The organism is Actinotignum sanguinis (assembly GCF_030230305.1).
Lineage (GTDB): Bacteria > Actinomycetota > Actinomycetes > Actinomycetales > Actinomycetaceae > Actinotignum > Actinotignum sanguinis.
In genome coordinates this window covers 26,805-46,818 of the sequence record NZ_JASPCQ010000004.1, presented here as the reverse complement: position 1 = coordinate 46,818, position 20,014 = coordinate 26,805, and the positions used below count along the sequence as shown (strand labels likewise).

At 64.0% G+C, this 20,014-nt stretch carries 17 protein-coding genes and 2 tRNA genes; 15 read left to right on the top strand and 4 right to left on the bottom strand.

All coding sequences use genetic code 11. From position 1 onward, the window contains the following. Window positions 1-73: 73 nt before the first annotated feature. The 12 genes from QP828_RS03445 to QP828_RS03390 all read left to right on the top strand — a co-directional run bounded on the left by QP828_RS03445 (window position 74) and on the right by QP828_RS03390 (window position 14,656). The gene (locus tag QP828_RS03445) at window positions 74-1,549 is read left to right on the top strand and encodes an NCS2 family permease (protein WP_274778297.1); all 1,476 of its coding nucleotides are present in this window, start codon (window positions 74-76) and stop codon (window positions 1,547-1,549) included. Window positions 1,550-1,671: 122 nt separating this feature from the next. Beyond that, window positions 1,672-3,309: an MFS transporter gene (locus tag QP828_RS03440; RefSeq protein WP_284891269.1), complete on the top strand. Its 1,638-nt coding sequence runs from the start codon at window positions 1,672-1,674 to the stop codon at window positions 3,307-3,309. Further along, a complete protein-coding gene (locus QP828_RS03435) occupies window positions 3,302-4,006 on the top strand; it encodes a metal-dependent transcriptional regulator (RefSeq protein ID WP_279058102.1) in 705 nt (234 codons plus the stop codon). The genes QP828_RS03440 and QP828_RS03435 overlap by 8 nt, the downstream gene beginning before the upstream one ends. Window positions 4,007-4,380: 374 nt before the next feature. Beyond that, entirely contained in the window at window positions 4,381-5,115 is a 735-nt protein-coding gene (locus QP828_RS03430) for a C40 family peptidase (RefSeq protein WP_274733401.1), read from the top strand. A gap of 128 nt (window positions 5,116-5,243) precedes the next feature. Beyond that, on the top strand, window positions 5,244-6,155 hold the full coding sequence (locus QP828_RS03425) for a universal stress protein (RefSeq protein ID WP_274733402.1): 912 nt from the start codon (window positions 5,244-5,246) through the stop codon (window positions 6,153-6,155). A 157-nt stretch (window positions 6,156-6,312) separates the two neighbouring features. Then, window positions 6,313-6,384 (top strand) — tRNA-Arg (locus tag QP828_RS03420). Window positions 6,385-6,462: 78 nt separating this feature from the next. After that, on the top strand, window positions 6,463-6,741 hold the full coding sequence (locus QP828_RS03415) for a hypothetical protein (protein WP_126135283.1): 279 nt from the start codon (window positions 6,463-6,465) through the stop codon (window positions 6,739-6,741). Beyond that, window positions 6,734-7,303 (top strand): zeta toxin family protein, encoded by a 570-nt coding sequence (locus tag QP828_RS03410; protein ID WP_274733404.1) that lies wholly within the window; start codon window positions 6,734-6,736, stop codon window positions 7,301-7,303. Before QP828_RS03415 ends, QP828_RS03410 begins: the two co-directional genes overlap by 8 nt. Before the next feature lie 9 nt (window positions 7,304-7,312). Further along, the gene (locus tag QP828_RS03405; protein ID WP_274733405.1) at window positions 7,313-8,596 is read left to right on the top strand and encodes a glycosyltransferase; all 1,284 of its coding nucleotides are present in this window, start codon (window positions 7,313-7,315) and stop codon (window positions 8,594-8,596) included. Next, complete coding sequence (locus QP828_RS03400) at window positions 8,593-9,573, top strand: PIG-L deacetylase family protein (protein WP_274733406.1); 981 nt, start codon at window positions 8,593-8,595, stop codon at window positions 9,571-9,573. The genes QP828_RS03405 and QP828_RS03400 overlap by 4 nt, the downstream gene beginning before the upstream one ends. A 69-nt stretch (window positions 9,574-9,642) precedes the next feature. Then, window positions 9,643-14,313: a PDDEXK-like endonuclease domain-containing protein gene (locus QP828_RS03395; protein ID WP_274733407.1), complete on the top strand. Its 4,671-nt coding sequence runs from the start codon at window positions 9,643-9,645 to the stop codon at window positions 14,311-14,313. Between the two features lie 10 nt (window positions 14,314-14,323). After that, window positions 14,324-14,656: a hypothetical protein gene (locus tag QP828_RS03390; protein ID WP_274733408.1), complete on the top strand. Its 333-nt coding sequence runs from the start codon at window positions 14,324-14,326 to the stop codon at window positions 14,654-14,656. A 76-nt stretch (window positions 14,657-14,732) separates the two neighbouring features. On the opposite strand, the gene mscL is transcribed toward QP828_RS03390, so the two are convergent. The 4 genes from mscL to QP828_RS03370 form a co-directional block, all read right to left on the bottom strand. Then, the gene (gene mscL, locus QP828_RS03385) at window positions 14,733-15,116 is read right to left on the bottom strand and encodes a large conductance mechanosensitive channel protein MscL (protein ID WP_016443270.1); all 384 of its coding nucleotides are present in this window, start codon (window positions 15,114-15,116) and stop codon (window positions 14,733-14,735) included. Window positions 15,117-15,166: 50 nt separating this feature from the next. Continuing rightward, a complete protein-coding gene (locus QP828_RS03380) occupies window positions 15,167-15,799 on the bottom strand; it encodes an SAF domain-containing protein (RefSeq protein ID WP_274733409.1) in 633 nt (210 codons plus the stop codon). Between the two features lie 108 nt (window positions 15,800-15,907). Beyond that, entirely contained in the window at window positions 15,908-16,117 is a 210-nt protein-coding gene (locus QP828_RS03375) for an FmdB family zinc ribbon protein (protein WP_126135290.1), read from the bottom strand. Between the two features lie 108 nt (window positions 16,118-16,225). Further along, on the bottom strand, window positions 16,226-16,861 hold the full coding sequence (locus QP828_RS03370) for a 5-formyltetrahydrofolate cyclo-ligase (protein WP_274733411.1): 636 nt from the start codon (window positions 16,859-16,861) through the stop codon (window positions 16,226-16,228). Window positions 16,862-17,066: 205 nt separating this feature from the next. On the opposite strand from QP828_RS03370, the gene QP828_RS03365 reads away from it, so the two are divergent. The 3 genes from QP828_RS03365 (at window position 17,067) to QP828_RS03355 (ending at window position 20,008) form a co-directional block, all read left to right on the top strand. Beyond that, on the top strand, window positions 17,067-18,293 hold the full coding sequence (locus QP828_RS03365; RefSeq protein ID WP_274733412.1) for a molybdopterin molybdotransferase MoeA: 1,227 nt from the start codon (window positions 17,067-17,069) through the stop codon (window positions 18,291-18,293). Window positions 18,294-18,402: 109 nt separating this feature from the next. Further along, window positions 18,403-19,785, top strand: a complete 1,383-nt coding sequence (locus QP828_RS03360) for a DUF6667 domain-containing protein (protein WP_284891267.1) — start codon at window positions 18,403-18,405, stop codon at window positions 19,783-19,785. A gap of 147 nt (window positions 19,786-19,932) precedes the next feature. Beyond that, a tRNA-Ala gene (locus QP828_RS03355) sits at window positions 19,933-20,008 on the top strand. The last annotated feature ends 6 nt before the right edge of the window (window positions 20,009-20,014 follow it).

Genomic DNA, 20,014 nt, shown 5'->3' with positions numbered 1-20,014 from the left:
GACCGCCCGAAAATCTGCGGATCACGCGCTCGCCTGGCGTGCAGCGGACCGCACGACTACCGAGGAGATCTTCGTGAGCGTAACTTCCACGCACGTCGAGACGAACCACAGCACAACCTCCGAGCCGAAGCGGGATTTTTTCCGGCTGCGCGAACGCGGGACCACCGTGGCCCGGGAAGTGCGCGGCGGGCTGGTCACCTTCGTGGCCATGGCCTACATTTTGGTTCTTAACCCCATTATCCTTTCCGGTCCGGATTCCACCGGCGCCTACCTGGGCGGCGGCACCGAAGGTCCGAACCTCCCGGCCATCGCCGCGGGTACCGCCATCGTTGCGGGCCTCATGACGCTGCTCACCGGCGTTATCGCGAATTTCCCACTCGCCATGGCGGCCGGGCTGGGGCTCAATACCATCGTCGGCGTGGTGATCGTCCAGATGCCTGGCATGACCTGGGCTGACGGTATGGGCATTATCGTTATCGAAGGTATCGTCATCACGCTGCTCGTGGTGACGGGCCTGCGTGAAGCTATTTTCCGGGCGGTGCCGAAGTTCCTGCGCACCGCCATTTCTGTGGGCTTGGGGCTGTTCATCACCCTCGTTGGGCTGGTCAACGCCGGCCTCATTCGCCCCGGCGAAGGTACCATCATGTCCTTCGGAATCAACGGCTCCATCGCCTCCTGGCCGCTGGCCGTTTTCGTATTCGGACTCTTCCTCACCGCGATCTGCCTGCTGCGCGGCGTTCCCGGCGCGCTCCTCATCGGCATCGTGTCCTCGACCATCGCGGCCGTTATCGTCAATATTGTTGCCAAGCCCGGAAGCGTGGCCGGTGGGGATGTGGCCGGCTGGAACGGCGGGGCACCCGCACTGAACGGCTCCCCGGTGCAGATTCCGGACTTCTCCACCCTCGGAGCCTTCTCCGTGGTGGGCCCCTTCCAGAAGATCGGCGTGATCTCCGTGGTCGTACTGGCCTTCTCCGTGATGCTCGCTGATTTCTTCGACACCATGGGCACCATGGTCGCGGTGGCTTCTGAAGGCGACCTCCTTGATGAGGACGGCATGCCGTACCACACCTCCCGCATCCTGCTCCTCGATTCCCTCGCGGCGCTGGCCGGCGGTATGGGCGGCGTATCCTCCAACACCTCGTTCGTCGAATCGACGACGGGCGTAGCGGACGGTGCGCGCACCGGCCTCGCATCGGTGACCACCGGCGCCCTCTTCCTGCTCTCCATCTTCTTCGCACCGCTCGTGACTCTGGTTCCTTCCGAAGCGGCCGCCCCCGCACTGGTCGCGGTGGGCTTCCTCATGATGCAGCAGGTGACCGAGATTGATTGGGAAGACCTGAGCGTGGGTATCCCGGCCTTCCTCACCATCGCGCTCATGCCCTTCTCCTACTCCATTACGGTCGGCATCGGGGTGGGCTTCGTTGCTTTCGTCATCATGTCGGTGGCCGCCGGCAAGGCTCGCCGGGTTCACCCCCTCATGTGGGGTACCTTCGTTGCCTTCGTGGTCTACTTCCTGCTTGATCCGATTCAGAAACTCCTGATTGGCTAAGCGCAGCTAAGCTCTGTGCAGCACGTTGGCTGCCAGCTCAACCACGCAGGGCCTACCCGCACGGGTAGGCCCTGCGTGCGTCGTCGTACCATTTTCGCCGGTGAGACAAAGGTGAGCTTTACGTGGCCGTGCGTGATAAACTCACCGCAGATAGCGCAACTGCGAGCTCGCCGCGCCCGCCGGCCGCTATGGATATCGGATTTTTCTGCAGGGGGCAGGATTTAGTGGGGCGTACATTCGCCAGTTTGAAGTACCGCAACTACGCTATTTGGTTCGCTGCCTCGTTGGTCGCCAATACCGGCGGGTGGATGCAACGCACCGCCCAGAACTGGCTCGTCATGAGCGACCTCACCAATAATGACGCTTTCGCCGTCGGTATTGTTACGGCGCTGCAATTCGTCCCCATTCCTTTTATTATGCCGCTGGCCGGGGCGCTCGCTGATCGCCTCGATAAACGCAAAATGGTAGTGCTCACCCAATTCGGAATGCTGCTCACCGCGGTAGCCCTGGGGGTACTGGTACTACTGGGCTGGGCGAATGTGCTGGTGGTCTGCCTTTTCGCCCTGGCCATCGGGGTGATTCAATCTTTCGATAATCCTCCGCGCCTCGTTTTTATCTCCGAATTGGTGCCCCCGCGCTGGCTCCCGAATGCGGTGGGCCTGAATTCCATGTCCTTTAATATTGCGCGCCTCATCGGGCCGGCGCTGGGTGGTTTGCTCATCGGCCTTATTGGCACCGGCTGGGTTTTCATTATTAACGGCATCATGTTCGGTGCCACCCTCATCGCCTTGGCCCTTATGCGCCCGGAAGAATTCCACCCGGCACCCCGCCCGGAAAAGAAAGTTTCCGCGATTCAGGGAACGATTGACGGTTTGCGTTACGTGGGCAACCGCTCCGACCTCCTCGTTATTTTCGCGGTGGTGGGTGTGGTCTCCTGCCTGGCCATGAACACCCCGCTCACCACGGTGTCCATGTCCACCATGGAATTCCACGCCGATTCCACCCAATTCGGCATTGTTTCTTCTATGGTCGCGGTGGGTTCGCTTTCCGGGGCCGTGGTGGGGGCGCGGCGCACGAAACAGCCGCGGGTGCGCTCCGTGGTGGGAGCGGGTGTGGCCATGGGCATCGCGGTCACCGCCAATGCGCTGGCCCCGAATCTGCTGGTCTACACCCTGACGCTCGTGCCGGTCGGTTTCTTTATGCTCATCATGCTCACGGCGGCCAATGCCGCGGTGCAGATGTCTACCTCCCCGCAGATGCGCGGGCGCGTGGTGTCCCTCTACCAGACGGTCAATCAAGGCGTGACCCCGATCGGTTCCCTGGTGGTGGGCGGTATTTCCGGGGCGGCCGGGGCGCGCTGGGGCGTGGGCATTGGTGCGATTGGCTGCCTGGTGGCCACGGTGGGTGCCTACTTGTGGGGCCGGCGCAAATGGGATGTGGAAGTGCACTACCGGGTGCGTCATCCCTTCCAGCTGGAGATCCTCGGCCCGCTCGAACATGAAAATGAGGAGCGCGAAGCAGAACTACGGGCCAATCGCACCGGGCAAACGGATAGCGGGCAAAGCTTCACCGCGGAGGACCACGACGAGGTCGAGGCCGATCTTTTCGAACCCGAAGATGAAGCGCACGACGTTGAAACCGGGCATTCCCCGCAGCGCGCGGGCGGCTTAGAATGGCAAGATACGCATGAGGAGCCGGATGTGGATGGGCGCCCCGGTGCCGCCCCCGCCGCTGAGACGAAGGAGACCCGCGATGAGTGATGACCTTGTTGATACCCGCGAGATGTACCTCAAAGCGGTCTACGAACTCGAAGAAGAAGGAATTGTTCCGCTGCGCGCCCGGCTCGTGGAACGCCTGAGCCAATCCAAACCCACCGTCTCGGAAACCGTGGCGCGCCTGGAGCGCGACGGCATGATGTACCTGGATACTGATCGCGCCATCGTTCTCACCGAGGAAGGCCGGCGCATCGCCACCAGCGTGATGCGTAAGCACCGGGTGGCCGAATGTTTCCTCCTTCACGTGCTGGAGATGCCCTGGGAGCACGTGCACGCTGAGGCCTGCCGCTGGGAACATGTTATGTCCCGCGAGCTAGAAGAACGCATCGCGCACGTGCTGGGGGAGCAGGGCTATGAACTCAGCCACGATCCTTTCGGCAACCCAATTCCCGCGGAAAACTCCCTGGGTCCCGGCGCGGATATAGCCGCGCGAACCGGTCTGCTCGCCGTGGCGGATTACCTGGAGCGCAACCCGAGCGGCGGGAAAGTCACCATTGCGCGCATCGGTGAAGTGGTCCAAACCGACGACGACGTTCTCGAGGCTATGGCCGCGGCCGGCATTAAACCCGATGCTACGGTGACCATTAGTGTGGAGGACGACGGCGATATCCTCGCCCGCGGCGCCAGCGGGGTATTTCCTCTTACTGACTGGATCCGCAAACACCTCCTGGTGCACGCCTGAGGGTGCTGTTGCGCTGGCGGCATGCTCCTAGGGGTGTGGCGCGCCTCGAGTGGCGGTGACGGCCGGGGTTCAGAGCGGCGGGGCGGTAGTGCGGCGTTGTCGTAACTCGTGGTCTCCACCACAATTCGTCACCGCAGCGTAACCTAAGCCGCAAAAAAGTATATCAAAACGTTATAAATCCCCTCTGGGAAAAGGCTGGTATCACGCGAAAAAAGTGGAGGAAACGCCGGAAGGTCGCCGTTTTGGGATGATAACGGCCCGGCTGTGCCACTTGTTACATAAACGTGACAATTCGTTGCCCAATCGTTACGCTAATGGACGTACCGAAAGTGCCCCTCGGGGTGCGCAGGAAAAGTTTTGTAGGAGATCATCCCATGACCGGACGCCACGCTCTTGATACGCGGTCCCAGGCTCACAACCTGGCGAACCCCGCAGTACGTGGTCTCACCGCAGCTCTCGTTGTGGGTGGCGCAGCAGCACTGATCGTTCCGAATGCGGCGGCTGATACCGCGGCCGCGCCCGCCAAGGCGGCGCTGTCCAACCCGCATGCGCAGGACGTTGCCGCTGGTATCGCCGGCACCACGAGCGCCACCTCGGAATGGAAGATCGAACAGATCAACATTCAATCCGCAGCTCCGGCTGTTGAAGTAGCTGCCCCCGCCGCCAGCGCCACCACCGCCGCGGCTGATGCCGCCACCTCCTCTTCCGATGCTGAAGCTGCTCCCGCGGCCGCGGGCATTGGCGTGGAAGTGGAAGCCGCTCCTAGCGCCATCGGCTCTTCCGTTCTTGATACCGCTCTCAGCGGTGTGGGTTCGCCCTACGTATGGGCTGGCACCACCCCGTCCGGCTGGGATTGCATCGGTTTCGTGCGCTGGGTCTACGCCCAGCACGGCGTTGCTATCGGCGGGCGCACCACCTCGGTGCTCTCGGTTGGCCGCCAGGTTTCCTACGCGGAAGCCCGGCCCGGTGACATCCTGTACTGGCCCGGCCACGTGGCGATCTCGCTGGGCAACGGTCAGAATGTGGCCGCGTGGAACCCGGGTATGGGTACCCGCGTGGGCCCGGATTCGTGGTGCGGTGATACTCCCATCGTGATCCGCGTTTCCTAAAGCGCGTCTCTCGCGAGGTTAGAGAAGAATTATGTGCGAACGCCGTCGGAACTCCCGGCGGCGTTCGCATTTTACGCACGGTTCCACCCCGGGGTGCGCCCGTGGGAGAATGGGCAACGGAGGTAACAATGTACCAGCATGAGAATTCCGTGGTCGTTGGGGTGGATGGTTCCCCCGAATCACGGGCGGCACTTATCTGGGGTGCGCACGTGGCCGTGAGCCGCAATGCTACCCTGCGGGCCCTCACCTGCTACCAGGAAGGTCCCGATCCGCGCGGCTCCTATGAAAGCGCCATGAGCATTGCCCGGGAGGCACTCGCCCAGGAAGCGGTGGCGAGCTTGGCGGGGCTGGAAGCCACCGCGGTGGCGCTACCCGGGGACCCGGTTGAGCTGCTCCTGGCTGAATCTAAAACTGCTTCCCGGCTGGTGGTGGGGTATTCCGGTGCGGATACCGCAGATATTGACCAGCTCGGTGTAGTGGCCGGCGCAATCGTTTCCAAGGCGTACTGTCCGGTTGCCGTGGTGCCGCTCCAGCATTCGCGGCGCCTGCCTATCCGCCACATCGTTGTGGGGGTGGACGGTTCACAGGAATCAAAATACGCGCTCAATTTGGCGGTGCGCATGGCCGGGCGCTGGGGTGCGCAGGTTTCCGCGATTAACGCGGTCTCGGTTACGCGCGCCGGGGGCGGCTTGCTTCCCGGTGGGGATATGACCCGCGAAATTCTCGATGACACCCGCCTGGGCCTGGAAGAAACCGTGGCCGAGGTGCTACGCGGGGATGAAACCGTGCAGGTGCGCTGCTATGCGGTGGAAGGCTCCGCAGCGGAAATCATGGCGGAGTTCTCTAGCTCCGTGGACCTGGTAGTTGTGGGAGCACGCGGCCGCGGCGGCATTACCGGGCTGCTCTTCGGCTCCACCAGCCATACGCTGCTCCTGGGAACCCAATCGCCGGTGCTCGTGGTACCCACCCACGCCACCAAGAACCTCCACGTTCCGGATACCAACGTGCCCTGGGATGTTCCCGATCCTTCGGCGCGGTAGTGTGAGCGTTACCGCGCGGGGCGCCTGTGTGATCTCGTGGTCGCGTGCGCGGGCATGAGCGAGTCGCGGTAAGTAGCGCCCACGGTGCCACGCAGAGTAACCTGGAACGGTTATCTTGTTCCTACCGTCGTTCGGATGAACGGTCGGCGGTAGGCCAGCCCTCGTAGCTCAGGGGAAGAGCGACCGCCTCCTAAGCGGTAGGTCGAAGGTTCGAATCCTTTCGGGGGCACAAAAGATCGGTGCGCGGGCGTAGCCCGTGTGGGGACTACTGCTTAGGATGGAACAAGGGCGAAAGGAGGGTGACACCATGACAGAGCCTTTTGGTTACGAAGACTATTCTGACCCGGTTCTATATGACGTGTTCTATGAAGCGGGAACGATGCTTTGTGGGCGGTATATTTCCCTCTCCAGGCAAGCAGATATTGCGGGTGACGAAGCGCGTCGAGCGGTTTATGACGGTAAATACCTTGAGCTCGTTGAGCAACGCGATGCTGTAGATGAAAATGATCGGGCGGAACAGATTCGTTGTATTCGTTCGTGGCATGCACTGCGTGAGCAATTACCCACCACTCTTTCTCATGTGTGATCTTGATATCCGTGTGGAGTGGATCCGTCGCGTCAAACCGAGAGTATTCGCCAGATCTCGGATATCGCTATCACCAGTATCCATTTTTCTAGGCGGCCAGCCGGGTGCCGGTAAAACCAAGACACAAAAAACGGTAGTATCCCGCTATCTCGATGAAAATATTACGCGCATTATTGGCGACGATCTGCGAGCTTTTCATCCTGACTACGATTGGCTATGCCAGAACGATCCTCTCCGGATGCCTCACGTAACTGCCCAAGCTTCTGGCCAATGGATCGCGATGTGTATCGAGTGGGCATCAAGAAATTCGTTTTCCACTCTGGTTGAGGGAACATGGCGCAATACCGCGATGGTAATGACCGAAGCCAGGAAAGCGCGTGAGCTCGGGCGTCGCACGCACGCGATTATCGTTGCGGTTCCTCCGGTGCTTTCCGTGCAGGAAAAGGAATATTTAGCGAAGCTCGTCCCTCGCTTGGATGAAGGTATACGGAAGTTCACGCCCGATGATATGCCTGTGAAGGTACTCGTGGAGAATATTCGGAAAACTCTCGAATCCGGGTAGGCTGGGGGAATGACCTTGGGAGATACTCACCACGAGCAGCATTCGCACGGGGCCGACGGCGCGCCCGCCCCGCTCCATATCGCTATGACCTCGGTGCACACCTCCCCCCTGGCCACTCCCGGATCTGCCGATGCCGGCGGCCTCAACGTGGTGGTGACCAATACCGCACAAGCCCTGGCCCGCGCCGGGCATCGCGTCGATCTGGTTACCCGCGCCAGCGAAGCCGGCCAGCCCTATATGCATGAGGTTATGCCGGGCGTACGTGCTTTCTTCCTTCCCGCCGGCCCGCGCCACCCCGTTGCGAAAAGCCACACCGATGCCCTCATTACCCCCTTCACAGTGGAATTTCGCCGGTGGATGGCCGAGCGCGGTAGCGGCATCGATCTTATTCACTCCCACCACTGGTTCGCCGGTGTGGCTTGCCTGCCTATCGCCCAAGAAACCGGGCGCGCGCACGTGCAGTCTTTCCATTCGGTAGCGGCGCGGGAAGGCCACAATCTTGCCGACGGCGAACCGGCGGAATCATCCGGCCGTGTGCCCGGCGAGGCGCGTTGCGTGCGCGAATCCGATCTCATTATTGCGGTATCCCAGGCGGAAAAAGAGATGATTACGCAACGCTACGGCACCCCTCCCTGCCCGGTCACCATCGTCCATCCGGGCGTGGATATTGATATGTTCCGCCCGGCTAGCTCGGTGACCTCCGTCCCCGATTGCGTCACCGCGGTGACCGGAGGGCGGGATTACGTTTTCTTCGCCGCTCGCCTGCAACCCCTGAAAGCCCCGGATTTAGCGATTCGTGCGCTTGCGGAACTGCCCGCCGGCACCCGCCCGCTCCTCGTTATTGCCGGGGCGGCCTCTGATGACTTCGCCGGCTACGAAGACCACCTACGCGCCGTCGTAACCGAAACAGGAATGGAAAGCGACGTGCGCTTCATCGGCCCGCTTCCACGCACCGGCCTCGCGGCTTTCCTTGCCCATGCCCAGCTCCTCCTCAATCCTTCGTTCTCGGAAACTTTCGGGATTATCAACGTGGAAGCGGCCGCCTGCGGCACACCCGTGGTGGCCTGGGATTCTTCCGGGATTCCCGAATCGGTGCACGGCGGCGTGACAGGCACCCTGTGCCGTAGCCGCGAGCCACGCGAATGGGCCGGTGCGGTGCGGGCCTACCTGGACGATCCGGCCGTGCGGGCCCGGCACGGTGCCGCGGGGCGCGCTTTCGCGGAGTCGCGCACCTGGGACGCAGTAGCGCGTGATTACGTCGCGGCTTACCGTAGCCTCGGGAGGCAGGCATGACCACGCCTCGCGAGTTCGATGCGCGCGCGTGCAGCAACGCGACCGCGCGCCCGTGGAGTTGGGATCCCAGCGAGTCGCTCTTCGCCCGCACCCTCTTCCTCCACGCCCACCCGGACGACGAAGCGATCCAGGCCGGCGGGCTCACCGCGCTCCTCACCGCAGCCGGGCACCGCGTCAGCATCCTCACCTGCACGCGCGGAGAAGAAGGCGAAGCGGTCCCCGGAACCTTGCCCGCCGGGGCGGGGGAGGCAGAACTCGTTGCCCAGCGCGAAGCGGAAATCACCCGAGCGCGCGCCATCCTCGGGGTTGCGGATGGTTGGTGGCTCGGCACCGCGCCAGCACTCGCGCCCGGCGCTGCGCCGCGCCGCTACCGTGATTCCGGGATGTCCTGGATCGCTCCCGGGGTTGCCGGCCCCGCACCCAGCGCCGGCCCGGGCGCTTTTTCACGCGCGGACCTAAGTGCAGAAATAGCAGATGCGCGGGCACTAGTCGCGCACGTGCGGCCCACCGTCATCATTGGGTACGACGCCGCAGCAAGCTACGGCCACCCCGACCACGTGCGGGTGCATGACCTGGCTGGCGCCCTCGGCCGGGTGACGGGAATTCCGGTGCTCGAGTTGGCTTCCACTCCCGGGCAAGCCGGATGGTGCTACCGCAGCGCCCGGGCGCATGAAGCCACCGTGGTGGCGGCGCTGCGCTGTTATGCCTCGCAGCTGACCGTGGTTGATCGCGCTGATCCTGCGCTGGCCGGCCTGCCGGTCATTGGAACTCCGGGGCCGGGTGCCGCGGGGGCGGGCGCCGCGCGTGATTCTGAACCTGCCCCGCAGCTGCTTATTCGGCATGTGGGCGGCCAGCTCCAGGAGCTCCCTCTCTGGCCGGGATTGCGCCCGGCCGATAGTGCGTCGTCGTTCCCCACTCCGCAAACTTCCGCGCATGCTGCCGCGGCGGGGCTGCCTTCCACGCCGGTGGCGGAATAACGCCCTAATTTTTGGCGTATTACGGCGCGCATAGGGACTTTTACGCCGGACCTGAGTAGCGTTAAGGTCGTGACTCCTCTCTTCAAACGCTCTTCTCGCCGGCATCCGGCTCGTGAATCTCTTTCTCGTGAAACCGCCGCGGTTCCCGAGACCGCCGCGGCGCCCGCGGGCACCCCCGCAGAATCCGCGCAGGATACGCCCGTAGTATCCTCACCGGTCGCAGCCTCCGCGGCCTCCGCCGCGTCCGCTGCCAGTGCTGAGGCTGCCGGCAATTCCACCACTCCGGCTGCACAGGCGCCGCAGGCCGGCGCCGTTGGCAGCACCGACGCCGCACCGCATCATGCCCCGGGCGTCGCAGCGCAGCACGGAACTGAAAGTGCCAACCACGCCCGTGCCGCGGAGGAGCATCCCGCCCCGCTTCCCGCCCCGCAGCGTGAAGAGCTCGTTTCCCGCGCCTACGCCGGTTGGCAGGAGGAGTTGAGTGCGCGGGCGGAGCGCGCGGCGGAAAATGTGGCCGCGCGAGTGTGCATCGATCTCACCCATCCGCATCCAACCGGGGGCGCGCAGTTTTCTTCCGGGGCGCCTACCCGCCTCACCTCCCTTATCCGGGAGGAACGCAGCCAGCAAGAAGCCTTGGCCACGTGGCGAACCCTGCGTGACCAGGTAGCGCGTGCCGCCGAAGAATACGGGTACGCCCCAATTCAGTTGGCGAGCGGCAATCTCACGTGGACGGAGCTCCCGCCGCGCCGGCCCAGTGATGAACTGGAACCCGGCTATGAGGACACCGGCGAACTCAAGCTCGATCCGGAAGCGATGCGGGCCTGTGCGGAGGAGGCCGCGCACGCGGCGGAAGGTACCTCGGGGGAGGCGCAGGCCGGCTTCGAGGAGTCACTCGAGCAGGCCGCCGCGCAGCCCGGCCCGGCTGAAGCAAATGTAGCCGACGCGCAGGCGGCGGAAGCCGGCCCGGTGCCCGCCACGCAAAGCGGCGAAGAAACCCGGCAGGTACGCGAAGTGAGCGTGCCGATTGTTTACCGCTTGCTACGGGTGGAAGACGTGGGTACCGATGCCCTCATCCAAACCACCCCGGCCCTGTCCGTCAATCCGGATATTGTGGGTGCACTGCGCCAGCACGGCGCCCCGGTGCGAGAATTAGCCCAGCTCACTCGGGTGGAACGCGCCACCGAAGATGAACTCATTACTCGGGTGCGGCGCCTGTCCCATCTTTATCTGCCCGGGGCGTCCTACCGCCCCCAGGTGCTTCTTGGGATGTTTGCCGATCCGGCCGCGCGGGCCATTACCGATGCGGAACTGCTGCGTCCGGTCATGATTCGTTCCGGGGTGCTCGCGGCGATTGCCGGGGATCAGGGCACCCACCAGCTCACCAGCGCCCCGCTTCCTCCGGCTGAGAAACGCGACCGGGCCCCCGAGGGTGAACGCGGGGTGGGCGATTTGGATGTGGCTGAACTTGCCGCGGTGGAGGCTGTGGCAACCGGCCGCGACATCGTGATCGACACCCCGCCGGGAAGCGCGGACGTGACCACCCTGGTGGCGATTGCCGCGGACGCAGCTGCATCCAACCGTTCCGTTCTTTATATTCCTGGCAGTCGGGCGCGGCGCAACGCGGTGACCGCGCGGGCTGGCGAACTCGGCGTGGATGATTTGTTCATCGACCTCTCTGATATTAATGCCGCGCCCTTGCGGCTGCGCCAGGGCCTGCGCCAGAAGTTCCCGCAGATTGATGAAGAACGCACCCTGGCCGTGCGTCGTGATCTCAAAGCGGCCCGGCGCAGCCTGCGCGGCTACGTGAACGCGTTGCACGCCGTCGACCCGGTATGGAATACCTCGGTGTATGACGTACTCGAACATTTAGCTGAGCTCGCCGCCCAGCCCCACGGCCCGGCCACGAAGGTGCGCCTGGATGCCACCGCCGCGGCGCGGGTGCGTGAGGATCGCGAGGCGGTGCTCGAACGGCTCGCGGAAGCAAGTCGGGCCGGCGCCTTTACCGGGGGCGGGAATTCGGAGTGGTTGCGCGCCCAGGTACGTACGGAGGAAGACGCCGCTCGCGCCTTCTCCACCGTGACCCGCATGGCCACGGAAACCCTTCCCCTGGTCATGGAGCAATCCCAGCGAGTGGCCGGGGAAACCGGCCTGGCGCGCCCGAAGACGCTGGCGCAGTGGATGGAGCAAATCAAGATGCTCGAAGGGATCTCCGATACCCTCGAGGTCTTTAAACCGGCTATTTACGAACGTTCTGTGGCCGATATGGTGATCGCCACCGCGAGTGATGAATGGCGTGCTGAGCATGGCGAAAGCATGAAACGTGCCCAGCGCCGTGCCCTGACTAAGCAGGCGCGCGATTTTGTGCGGCCCGGAATCCGGGTGGCGGATATGCACGCGGCCCTGAGCGAAGTGGCACGCCAACGCGATATTTGGCGCCGCTACAGCGCGGAAAGTGATTGGCCCACTCTCCCCGAAGGCATGACGATGATCCGGGCTACGGCCGCGGAAGTGGACGGGCAGGTGCGCGAACTCGAGGAATTCCTCCCGCACCGCGCCGGCCTGCGCCGCGAACCCATCGAAAATGTGCTGGCCCTTGCGCGCGCGCTGGTTTCCCAGCGCCGGGTGCTTGATTCGCAGCCGCGCCGCATTGACCTCCTTCACGACCTGGAAGATAGCGGCCTGGGTGATTTCGCTCGTGATATGGTCCGCCGCGAGGTGAGCGGGGACGCGGTGGCTGCCGAACTTGATCTGGCCTACACCAATTCTGTGTTTGAGCAGCTCATTGCTCGTAATACCGTATTGGCCCAGGCCGGCCCCCATCAGCTCGCCGCGCTCGTACACACGGTGCGGGATCTGGACCGCGAACACGTGGAGAGCCTGCCCGGGCCGGTGCTGCGCGCCGCGATTACCCATATGCAAGAGGTGGCCCGCAAACAGCGCGAAGAAACTGTGGCCGTGGATCGCTACCTGGCCCGCGCCGGCGTAAGCGCGCTGGCCGACGTGGCCGCCTCGGCAACCGCGCTGGTCCAGGCGGCACGCCCGGTGTGGGTGGTGCCGCCGGCCCTGGTTCCCGAGCTTATTCCGACCCTGCCCTGGGCGGATGTGGTGATCCTGGACGGTATCGAGGATGTTCCACTGGCCGCGGTGGTTGCTCTGATGGCGCGTGGCTCGCAGCTCGTGGTTCTCGGTGACGTGGCGCGGGCGGGTGCGCAGAGCGCGCTCGCGGCCCTGGCCGATGCGCTTCCGGTGTGCGAACTTCCCACGTTCCGGGCGCATCACGACGATCTTGCTCTCGCCTGCTTGCGCACCCTCGGGTACGACGACGCCGACCGCGCCGCTCCGGCGGGGCGGGTGCGCCGGGCTAACCGCCTGCAGGTGGTGGACGGGCGCGGGGTTCCTTCCCCGAATACCGGAATGGTAGAAGCTCCCAGCGCGGAAGTGGATGCGGTGGTGGATGCCGTTGTGGATCATCTCCTCACCCGCCCGGAAGAATCCCTGGCTGTTATAACAATTTCGCGTTTGCATGCTGTGCACGTGCGGGCTGCGGTGGAACGCACAATCGCGAATAGCCCGGCGCTGGTTGAGGCGGGCGAGTCCGCCGTCAGCCTGGTACCGGTGGTGGATATTACCGGGGCGAGCGGGCTGCGGCGCGACCGGGTTATTTTCTCAGTAGGCTTCGGGAAGACGGTACACGGCCGGGTGCTTCACACCTTCGGCCCGCTCACCGAAGCGGACGGCGCCCGTTACCTGAGCGAGGCACTGCTAGTTCCCAGCCGCTATATGAGCGTTATTTCTTCGCTGGGACCGGGGGATATCGGGGTGGATGATCTTTCCGGCGCGGCTCCCCGGCTTCTAGCCACCCTGCTGGAGACGGCCGCCCGGGAAGAATTACTCATCGGGGCGGATGAGGATGTGGCCAAGGCCAGCCCGCTGCTCTTCGACCTGGCCGCGCGCCTGCGCGGACGCGGGCTTTTCACCGCGCTCTACTACGGGTACGACGCCGGTTTGCGCATCCCGCTTGTTGTTGCCGAACACGAAGGCGATTGGCGAGTGGCTGTTTTGACCGACGACGCCGATTACGTTGCCGAACCGTCCCTGCGCCGACGTGACCGCTACCGGGTCGAGATGCTCGAGGATTTGGGCTGGAAAGTGGTGCAAACCTTCTCCTCTTCGATTTTCCTCGATCCGGAAGCCGAGGCGGACCGTATTGAAGCACTCGTACGGGTGGTACGCCGTGACGAGGCTGCCGCACGCCACCGGGCGGAAGATACCCCCGCTTTTGGTGCGGATGTAGAGGAAGTGAATTCTGCTGGAGCGGATTCTGCCGAAGCGGGAGCGCCGGATGCGGCGGGTGATGCCGGCGCTGCGGGTGCTGAACGGCCGGAGGATGCCGGCGTGGCAAACCAGCAAGACCAGCAAGGCGAGCCCGGCGCGGCACGTACGCACGGGCCGGCCGAGGGTGGCAGCCAGGAGGCAGGCCCTGCTGTGGCGCCGGATCCGGAAACGTCACGCCGGGCCCGGGGAAAGAAACCCGCGGTGCGACCGGGATTGCCGCTGGCCGCCTACTCGGACGACCAGCTTGATGACATGGTGGCCTGGATAGCTTCCGATGGGGTAGCCCGCACTTCCGAGCAACTGGTGGAAGAACTGCGGAGCGAACTGGATATCCGCCGCCGTGGGCCCCAGGCCGATGCGGTGCTCGGTAATGTGGTGCGCCGCTCCAGCCTGGCACAGGATTAGGTGAGCGGCGGTGGCGAGTAACGCGCATTCCCGGCGTACCCACCGGGCGGTGGTGCGTCTGTCTGAAGTGGATGCCCGGCGGATAGAAAGCGGCGAACTCAAGGATGCCGCCGAAGCTCTCCAGCGCCTCGCGCGCGGTGACGGGGGAGCGGATCTACCGCACCCGGATACGCCCACCAAGAAATCCGCGTTAAAAGAAGGTAGCGCCCCGGGGGCCAGCATCGTGGCACCCCGGGACGCGGTTGCATCCGCCCGTGAGGTTCGCACGCGGGATATCGTGGCGCGCACAGCTCACGAGCAGAGCATTCTTGACGAACGCCCGCCCCATTTCGGCAAGCTCTAAGCGGCAGCGAACTCCGGAAAAACAGTGAAGCTTCGCACCTGCTCAGACTCGCGCAGATTCGCGCAGGCTCACGCGATTAGTCGCGCTTGGCCCGCAGCTCATCACGGATCTCCTTGAGGAGGATGAGCTGGGGATCTTCCGGGGCCTCAGCGGCCGGCTTAGCGTGGCGTTCGCGCAGCTTATTCATGGGGAGCACCAGGAAGAAGTACAGTGCGAAAGCCACGATGAAGAAGTTGACCACCGCGGTGAGGAAGCTACCGAATTGAATTTCGCCTCCACCCAGGTGCCACACAAAATTACCGTCGAAATTCGGCTGCCCGAAAATCGCGGCGATAAGCGGCATGAGAATGTGGTCCGTCAGGGATTTCACCACGGCGGAGAAAGCCGCACCGACGATAACACCGACGGCGAGGTCCATAACATTGCCCTGCATAACAAATTTCTTAAAACCCGCGAGCACCTTGCATCCTTTCGCGCGGAAAGCCATCGGGACTACCCCGCTGGCAGAAACTACGGAGGGGCTACCAGCACTGCCCGCAAAGAATCCGCGGCAGCATAGCCCACGATAAGATTAGCGTCTTTTTCGCGAACAACCAGGTACAGCACTCGATATGTGGCGCCTTCGGAGAGCATGCCACCGTTCTTTTCTTCTTCCCCGATCCCCACCACCGCAGCCCGGTCTACCACCCGAACTGCACCAGCTTCTGTGCTGTGCTCCGGGGCGGGCCCATATAGCGCAATGAAATTACCCGGCTCAATAAAGTTTCCGGTTCCATCGGATGCGACCCGGACCGCGACCACCACGTGCCCGGCAGGTGGATCGCGTAAAAATTCTTGGGAAAGCAGCAGCCCACGAGCCAGGGGGTATCCAGCCGGAATACTAGCTGCCAGGCGCTGCCCGTCAGCTTCAGAGGCCGCGGTGAGGGCGTGATCCGGAATGAGTTCCCGGGCAATGGTGCGCGCCTCTACATCGCGCCCGCTCAGCACGTGCCCGGCCGGTAGGGAACGGCGCGCTACCAGCACGTGCCCGGTAGCCGGGTGGCGCTGTTCGATGGCCTGAAGAATGGAGAAAAAAGCCACGAGGGCAACCGCGGCCAGCAGCAGGTGGCGCACCCGCCACAATCGTGTGAGGAGTCCGGTCATAGCTCGAGGCTAGTGAGAAGTGCTCAGCTGCGGATCAGAACCAGGCCCTTCTGTGGATACCGGCAGCGTTTCGCGGAGCTGGGGATAAACCGGGTTACGCCGTCGTACTTACTTTTGCGTGGAGCTCCCACCCGAAGAACGCGAGTCATTGTGGTAGAAACCCGAGCCTTTGAAAACAATTGCGCTGATCCCTGCCATCACCTTGTGCAAGGAATCTTTTCCGCACTCCGGGCAGGTAACCAGAGCTGCGGCTGTCATCGACTGGTGCGCATCAAAATGGTGACCGCAATTATCGCAACGGTAACTGTAGGTAGGCACGTTCTTCCTTTCCGGGCCGGTGGCCGAGCCGAGGTGCGGCCGGCACAAGCCGTACGGCGCATTATTCTAGCGCGTGACAAGTACCCTCGGGGAAGTATCCCGCAACGCCTAGTGCATCGGGGTATGCCCGCCCAGGTCCACCGCGGTTTCAGGGAGCAGGACGTAGCGCACCGGCACATCCATCTCATCGTGGGGGAGGGGCGTGTGCACGTATTCCTCCGGCCATATCAAAGCGCCGACCGGGGTGGCGCTATCGAGCTGCTTGAGGACGCGATCGTACCAGCCCCCGCCCTGACCTAGGCGCACGCCGTCGTGATTGACGAGTAGCGCGGGGATAAAAGCGGCGTCGACCTCGCGTAATACGGTGGAATCGAGGGCTTCACCCCGGGGTGCGGGCGGCCGGCCGGGGGCCTGGTCGGTGAGATTATCGGCACCGGTATAGCGCGCCCATTGGCGGGTGAGCCCGGGGCCGAGCTTGGGAACAAGGAGGGTGCGGCCGCTGGCCACAATCGCATCGCAGAGCGCGCGAGTACCGGGTTCGTTATTGACGGAAATATAACCGGCAACCGTGGTGGCGGTGCCCAGGAAATCCAGCACGGTGGTGACCCAGCGGGCCTCGGCTTCCTCACGGGCTGCGGGGGTGCGCTTGGCCCGAGCCGCGCGCACCGTTGCGCGCAAGGCTTGTTTGGCTTCCGGCAGCGCCATCGCGGAGACATCAGGAAGAGATAGGGTGTGGTAGGTCATGGCACCAGTGTGACACGAGCAGCTGGACGCCCGCTAGGAGTAAGGCCCTTACGCGCCACTCGCAAGGCCCTTATGCGCTCTCCGTACGGCCGAGCGCCGCCACCCGCTCAGTCCCGGGTGCCGCCCTGCTCAGCCCCGTGCGCGCGGCGTTAGCGCTGGCAGGCCCTCAACCCGGTACGCTGTGCTGTGTACCGAGGAGGAATGCGTGAAAACAGTAGCCGAGCAACTCGATGAATTCTTAAAGGTCGCCCAGCCCTTGGAGGCTCTCGATGTGGAGCTTGCCGACGCGATGGGGTGCATTCTTGCTGAAAACGTCGTCGCCACTGTTGACGTTCCTCACACCGACCTGGCGGCGCTGGACGGGTACGCGGTGCGCGCGGACGAAACTTTCGGTGCGGAGCCCGCCCGCCCGGCGCACTTCCCGGTGACGGACGATATTTTCGCCGTCACCACCGATCGCATCGCCCACACTCCTGGTGCGGCGGCCCGCATTGCTTCCGGGGCGCGGATGCCTACCGGCGCGGACGCCGTCGTTCCCCTTATTGATACGGATCACGGGGAAGCGCAGGTGGACATTACGGCGCGTGTGGCCCCCGGGGAAAATGTGCGTGCGCAGGGTGAGGACCTGCGGGCCGGCACCACGATTCTGGAGGAAGGCACCCGTATCGGGGCGCGCCATATTGCGCTGCTGGCGGCGGCCGGGCGGGACCGGGTGCGGGTGCGGCCGGCGCCGCGCGTCGTCGTGATGTCCGTGGGCGATGAACTGGTGGCGCCAGGAAAAGCCTTGGGTAACGGGAAGATTTACGACGCGAATTCGCACGCGCTTGCCACCGCGGTGCGCAATGCCGGGGCGGTTGCGTATCGCGTGCCGGCGGTTTCGGATGACCGCCACATTTTGCGGGAGTCTTTGGAGGACCAGCTGTTGCGCGCCGACGTTATCCTCACCACCGGCGGTTTGAGTTACGGGGGTGGAGATACCCTCAAAGAGGTCCTGTCCCCGCTCGGGTCGATGCGGTTCGACGCCGTCGCTATGAATCCGGGCCGGCACGTCGGGGTGGGCACCATCGGAGCCGACGGCGCAAATTCGGCGCTCATGTTCTGCCTGCCGGGCAACCCGGTGGCCGCGCTCGTGTGCTTTGAAGTTTTTGTGCGTCCCTCGCTGCGGAAAATGGCTGGCTACAAGCACGTGACCCCGCGCTCCATTCGGGCGCGGGCCGCGCGCGGGCTGCTGTCCAGGCCAGGAGTGCAGGATTACGTGCGAGTGCAGGTCTATGGTGATCCGCGCGCCGGCTACGAATTTGATCCCGTGGGGGATGTGGAGCTCCTTTCGCTGGCGAATTTTGCAAAATCGAATGGGCTCGCGGTGGTTCCCGCGGATCGAGAAAGTGTGGGCATCGGTGATGAACTGGAGTGCATGATCCTCAACGGATAGCCCAGCTCAGTAGTCCCACCTGCCCCATGAATAACACCGTTGTTATTCTCTCTACGAAAGTAACGGCGCGTCCCTGCCCGCGCGCCCCACGATTGGTTAAAGTGGCTGTGTGGGGTTCCAGGGATACGCGTTGATGGCAGTGGTTGTGCTGCTCATGGTCTATGTCATCCCTGGGGTGTATCGGCAGCGCGTCATCCTCGCGGATGTGCGTATTGACGAGCGCTATTCACCCCAGCTACGCACCCTCGCGCTGCCAAACGGAACGGTAGGCGTGGAAACTGGTGGGCCAACCGGGGCTATTTTTTTCCGGAAGCCGGAGGTCATCATGGCAGAGAACGACGAACGCGATATTCTTCCACCCAGCGCGGGGCGTAATGTGCGCACCCTGGCGCGGGAACGCGCGCGCCGTAAGGCACGTATTTCCCAACGCGCGGCGAACCGCCAGCGCGGTTTCGTGGTTGCGGGCGCTTTAGGCTTGCTTATTGCGGTGCTCGGCGCTCTTGCTTTTACGACGACGATGCCACGCTGGATTTTCTACGTTGCCGTGGGCATCGGGGTGCTGTACGGGGCCGGCTTTGGGTACTTGCTCAGCGAAATGGGTAAGGCGACGGCTCGTGACCGCGAGGATATTGCTGAGCTCACCGAGGAACTCGGTATTCGGAAGACCCGCGGGGCACAGCGCCATTCGCGCCGCCCGGCCCGCCCGCGCCCCGGGCGTTCGGCGGTCTCGGCTGCTTCCGCACATTCGGCTTTGAGTGCGGCCAGCGCGGCGCTGGGAAGCGATGACCTCGGGGCGCTGACGGCTGATGCGAGCCGCAGTGCTGACCTGGGGCGGAGTGCTGATCTCAGTCGGAGTGTTGCGAGCGGGAGCGCGGCCACCATGCCAACGGCGGCCTCCGCGGCTACCGGTGGCGCAGATGCAGCTGGTGAAGGTGAAGCTGCTGGCGATGCTCGCGATACGCAGGCTGCGAACGCCGAGGAACAGGAGACCGGGGTGAACCCGGGAAAAGCACGGAGCCGGAACGCGGGGGCGCGGGCGCCTAAGCGCCGTTCCGGCATTTCGGTGACCCTTGAGCAAGGGATTATTGCCGCGGAAGATTTCGCTCCTATCGCCGGTTCGCGGCGTGAACAAGCGGAGAAACTTCCCAAGCGTTTCGTGGCCGGGGCGGTCCCGCGCCGCCAGCTGCCTAGCTATACGCTCAAGCCGCAGATCCAACAGCGCACGGTAGCGCCCTACCAGGCTCCAGAAGCTCCCGTTGCCCCGGTGCCCTACCGCCCGAAGGAGATCGGCGAGCGAGTGACCTTCGTGGATGCGGCGGCGCAAGATGTGGCCGCAGCCGCGGCGCCGGCAGGCCAAGCTACGCCGCAGAGCAGTGCGCCGGCACCTAAGTCCGAAGCTGCAGTGCCTTCTGCACAAGCGACTGCACCGGCGCATGATGGCCTCGCGGGTGGTGCGGCTTTGGACGAGTTGCTGCGCAAGCGCCGCGCGTAGCTCTGGCCAGCTGGGTGTCCTGGCTGACTGCTGAGTTGCCGCGCCGCGGGTACTAACTGAAAATAGAAGATCGGGGAGTGGTGTAATAGGAACCACTCCCCGAAGTTTTATTCCGGGCCGTTCGGGTGCTAAACTAATCAGGTCTTTGGGGCTATGGCGCAGTTGGTAGCGCGTCTCGTTCGCAATGAGAAGGTCAGGGGTTCGAATCCCCTTAGCTCCACCATTCTGG

Excerpts from the sequence above, each read along its gene's own strand:
- QP828_RS03435 (WP_279058102.1), top strand. The coding sequence starts at position 3,302 with ATGAGTGATGACCTTGTTGATACCCGCGAGATGTACCTCAAAGCGGTC.
- QP828_RS03430 (WP_274733401.1), top strand. The coding sequence starts at position 4,381 with ATGACCGGACGCCACGCTCTTGATACGCGGTCCCAGGCTCACAACCTG.
- QP828_RS03410 (WP_274733404.1), top strand. The coding sequence starts at position 6,734 with ATGTGTGATCTTGATATCCGTGTGGAGTGGATCCGTCGCGTCAAACCG.
- QP828_RS03400 (WP_274733406.1), top strand. The coding sequence starts at position 8,593 with ATGACCACGCCTCGCGAGTTCGATGCGCGCGCGTGCAGCAACGCGACC.
- QP828_RS03405 (WP_274733405.1), top strand. The coding sequence starts at position 7,313 with ATGACCTTGGGAGATACTCACCACGAGCAGCATTCGCACGGGGCCGAC.
- QP828_RS03380 (WP_274733409.1), bottom strand. The coding sequence starts at position 15,799 with ATGACCGGACTCCTCACACGATTGTGGCGGGTGCGCCACCTGCTGCTG.
- QP828_RS03425 (WP_274733402.1), top strand. The coding sequence starts at position 5,244 with ATGTACCAGCATGAGAATTCCGTGGTCGTTGGGGTGGATGGTTCCCCC.
- QP828_RS03415 (WP_126135283.1), top strand. The coding sequence starts at position 6,463 with ATGACAGAGCCTTTTGGTTACGAAGACTATTCTGACCCGGTTCTATAT.
- QP828_RS03370 (WP_274733411.1), bottom strand. The coding sequence starts at position 16,861 with ATGACCTACCACACCCTATCTCTTCCTGATGTCTCCGCGATGGCGCTG.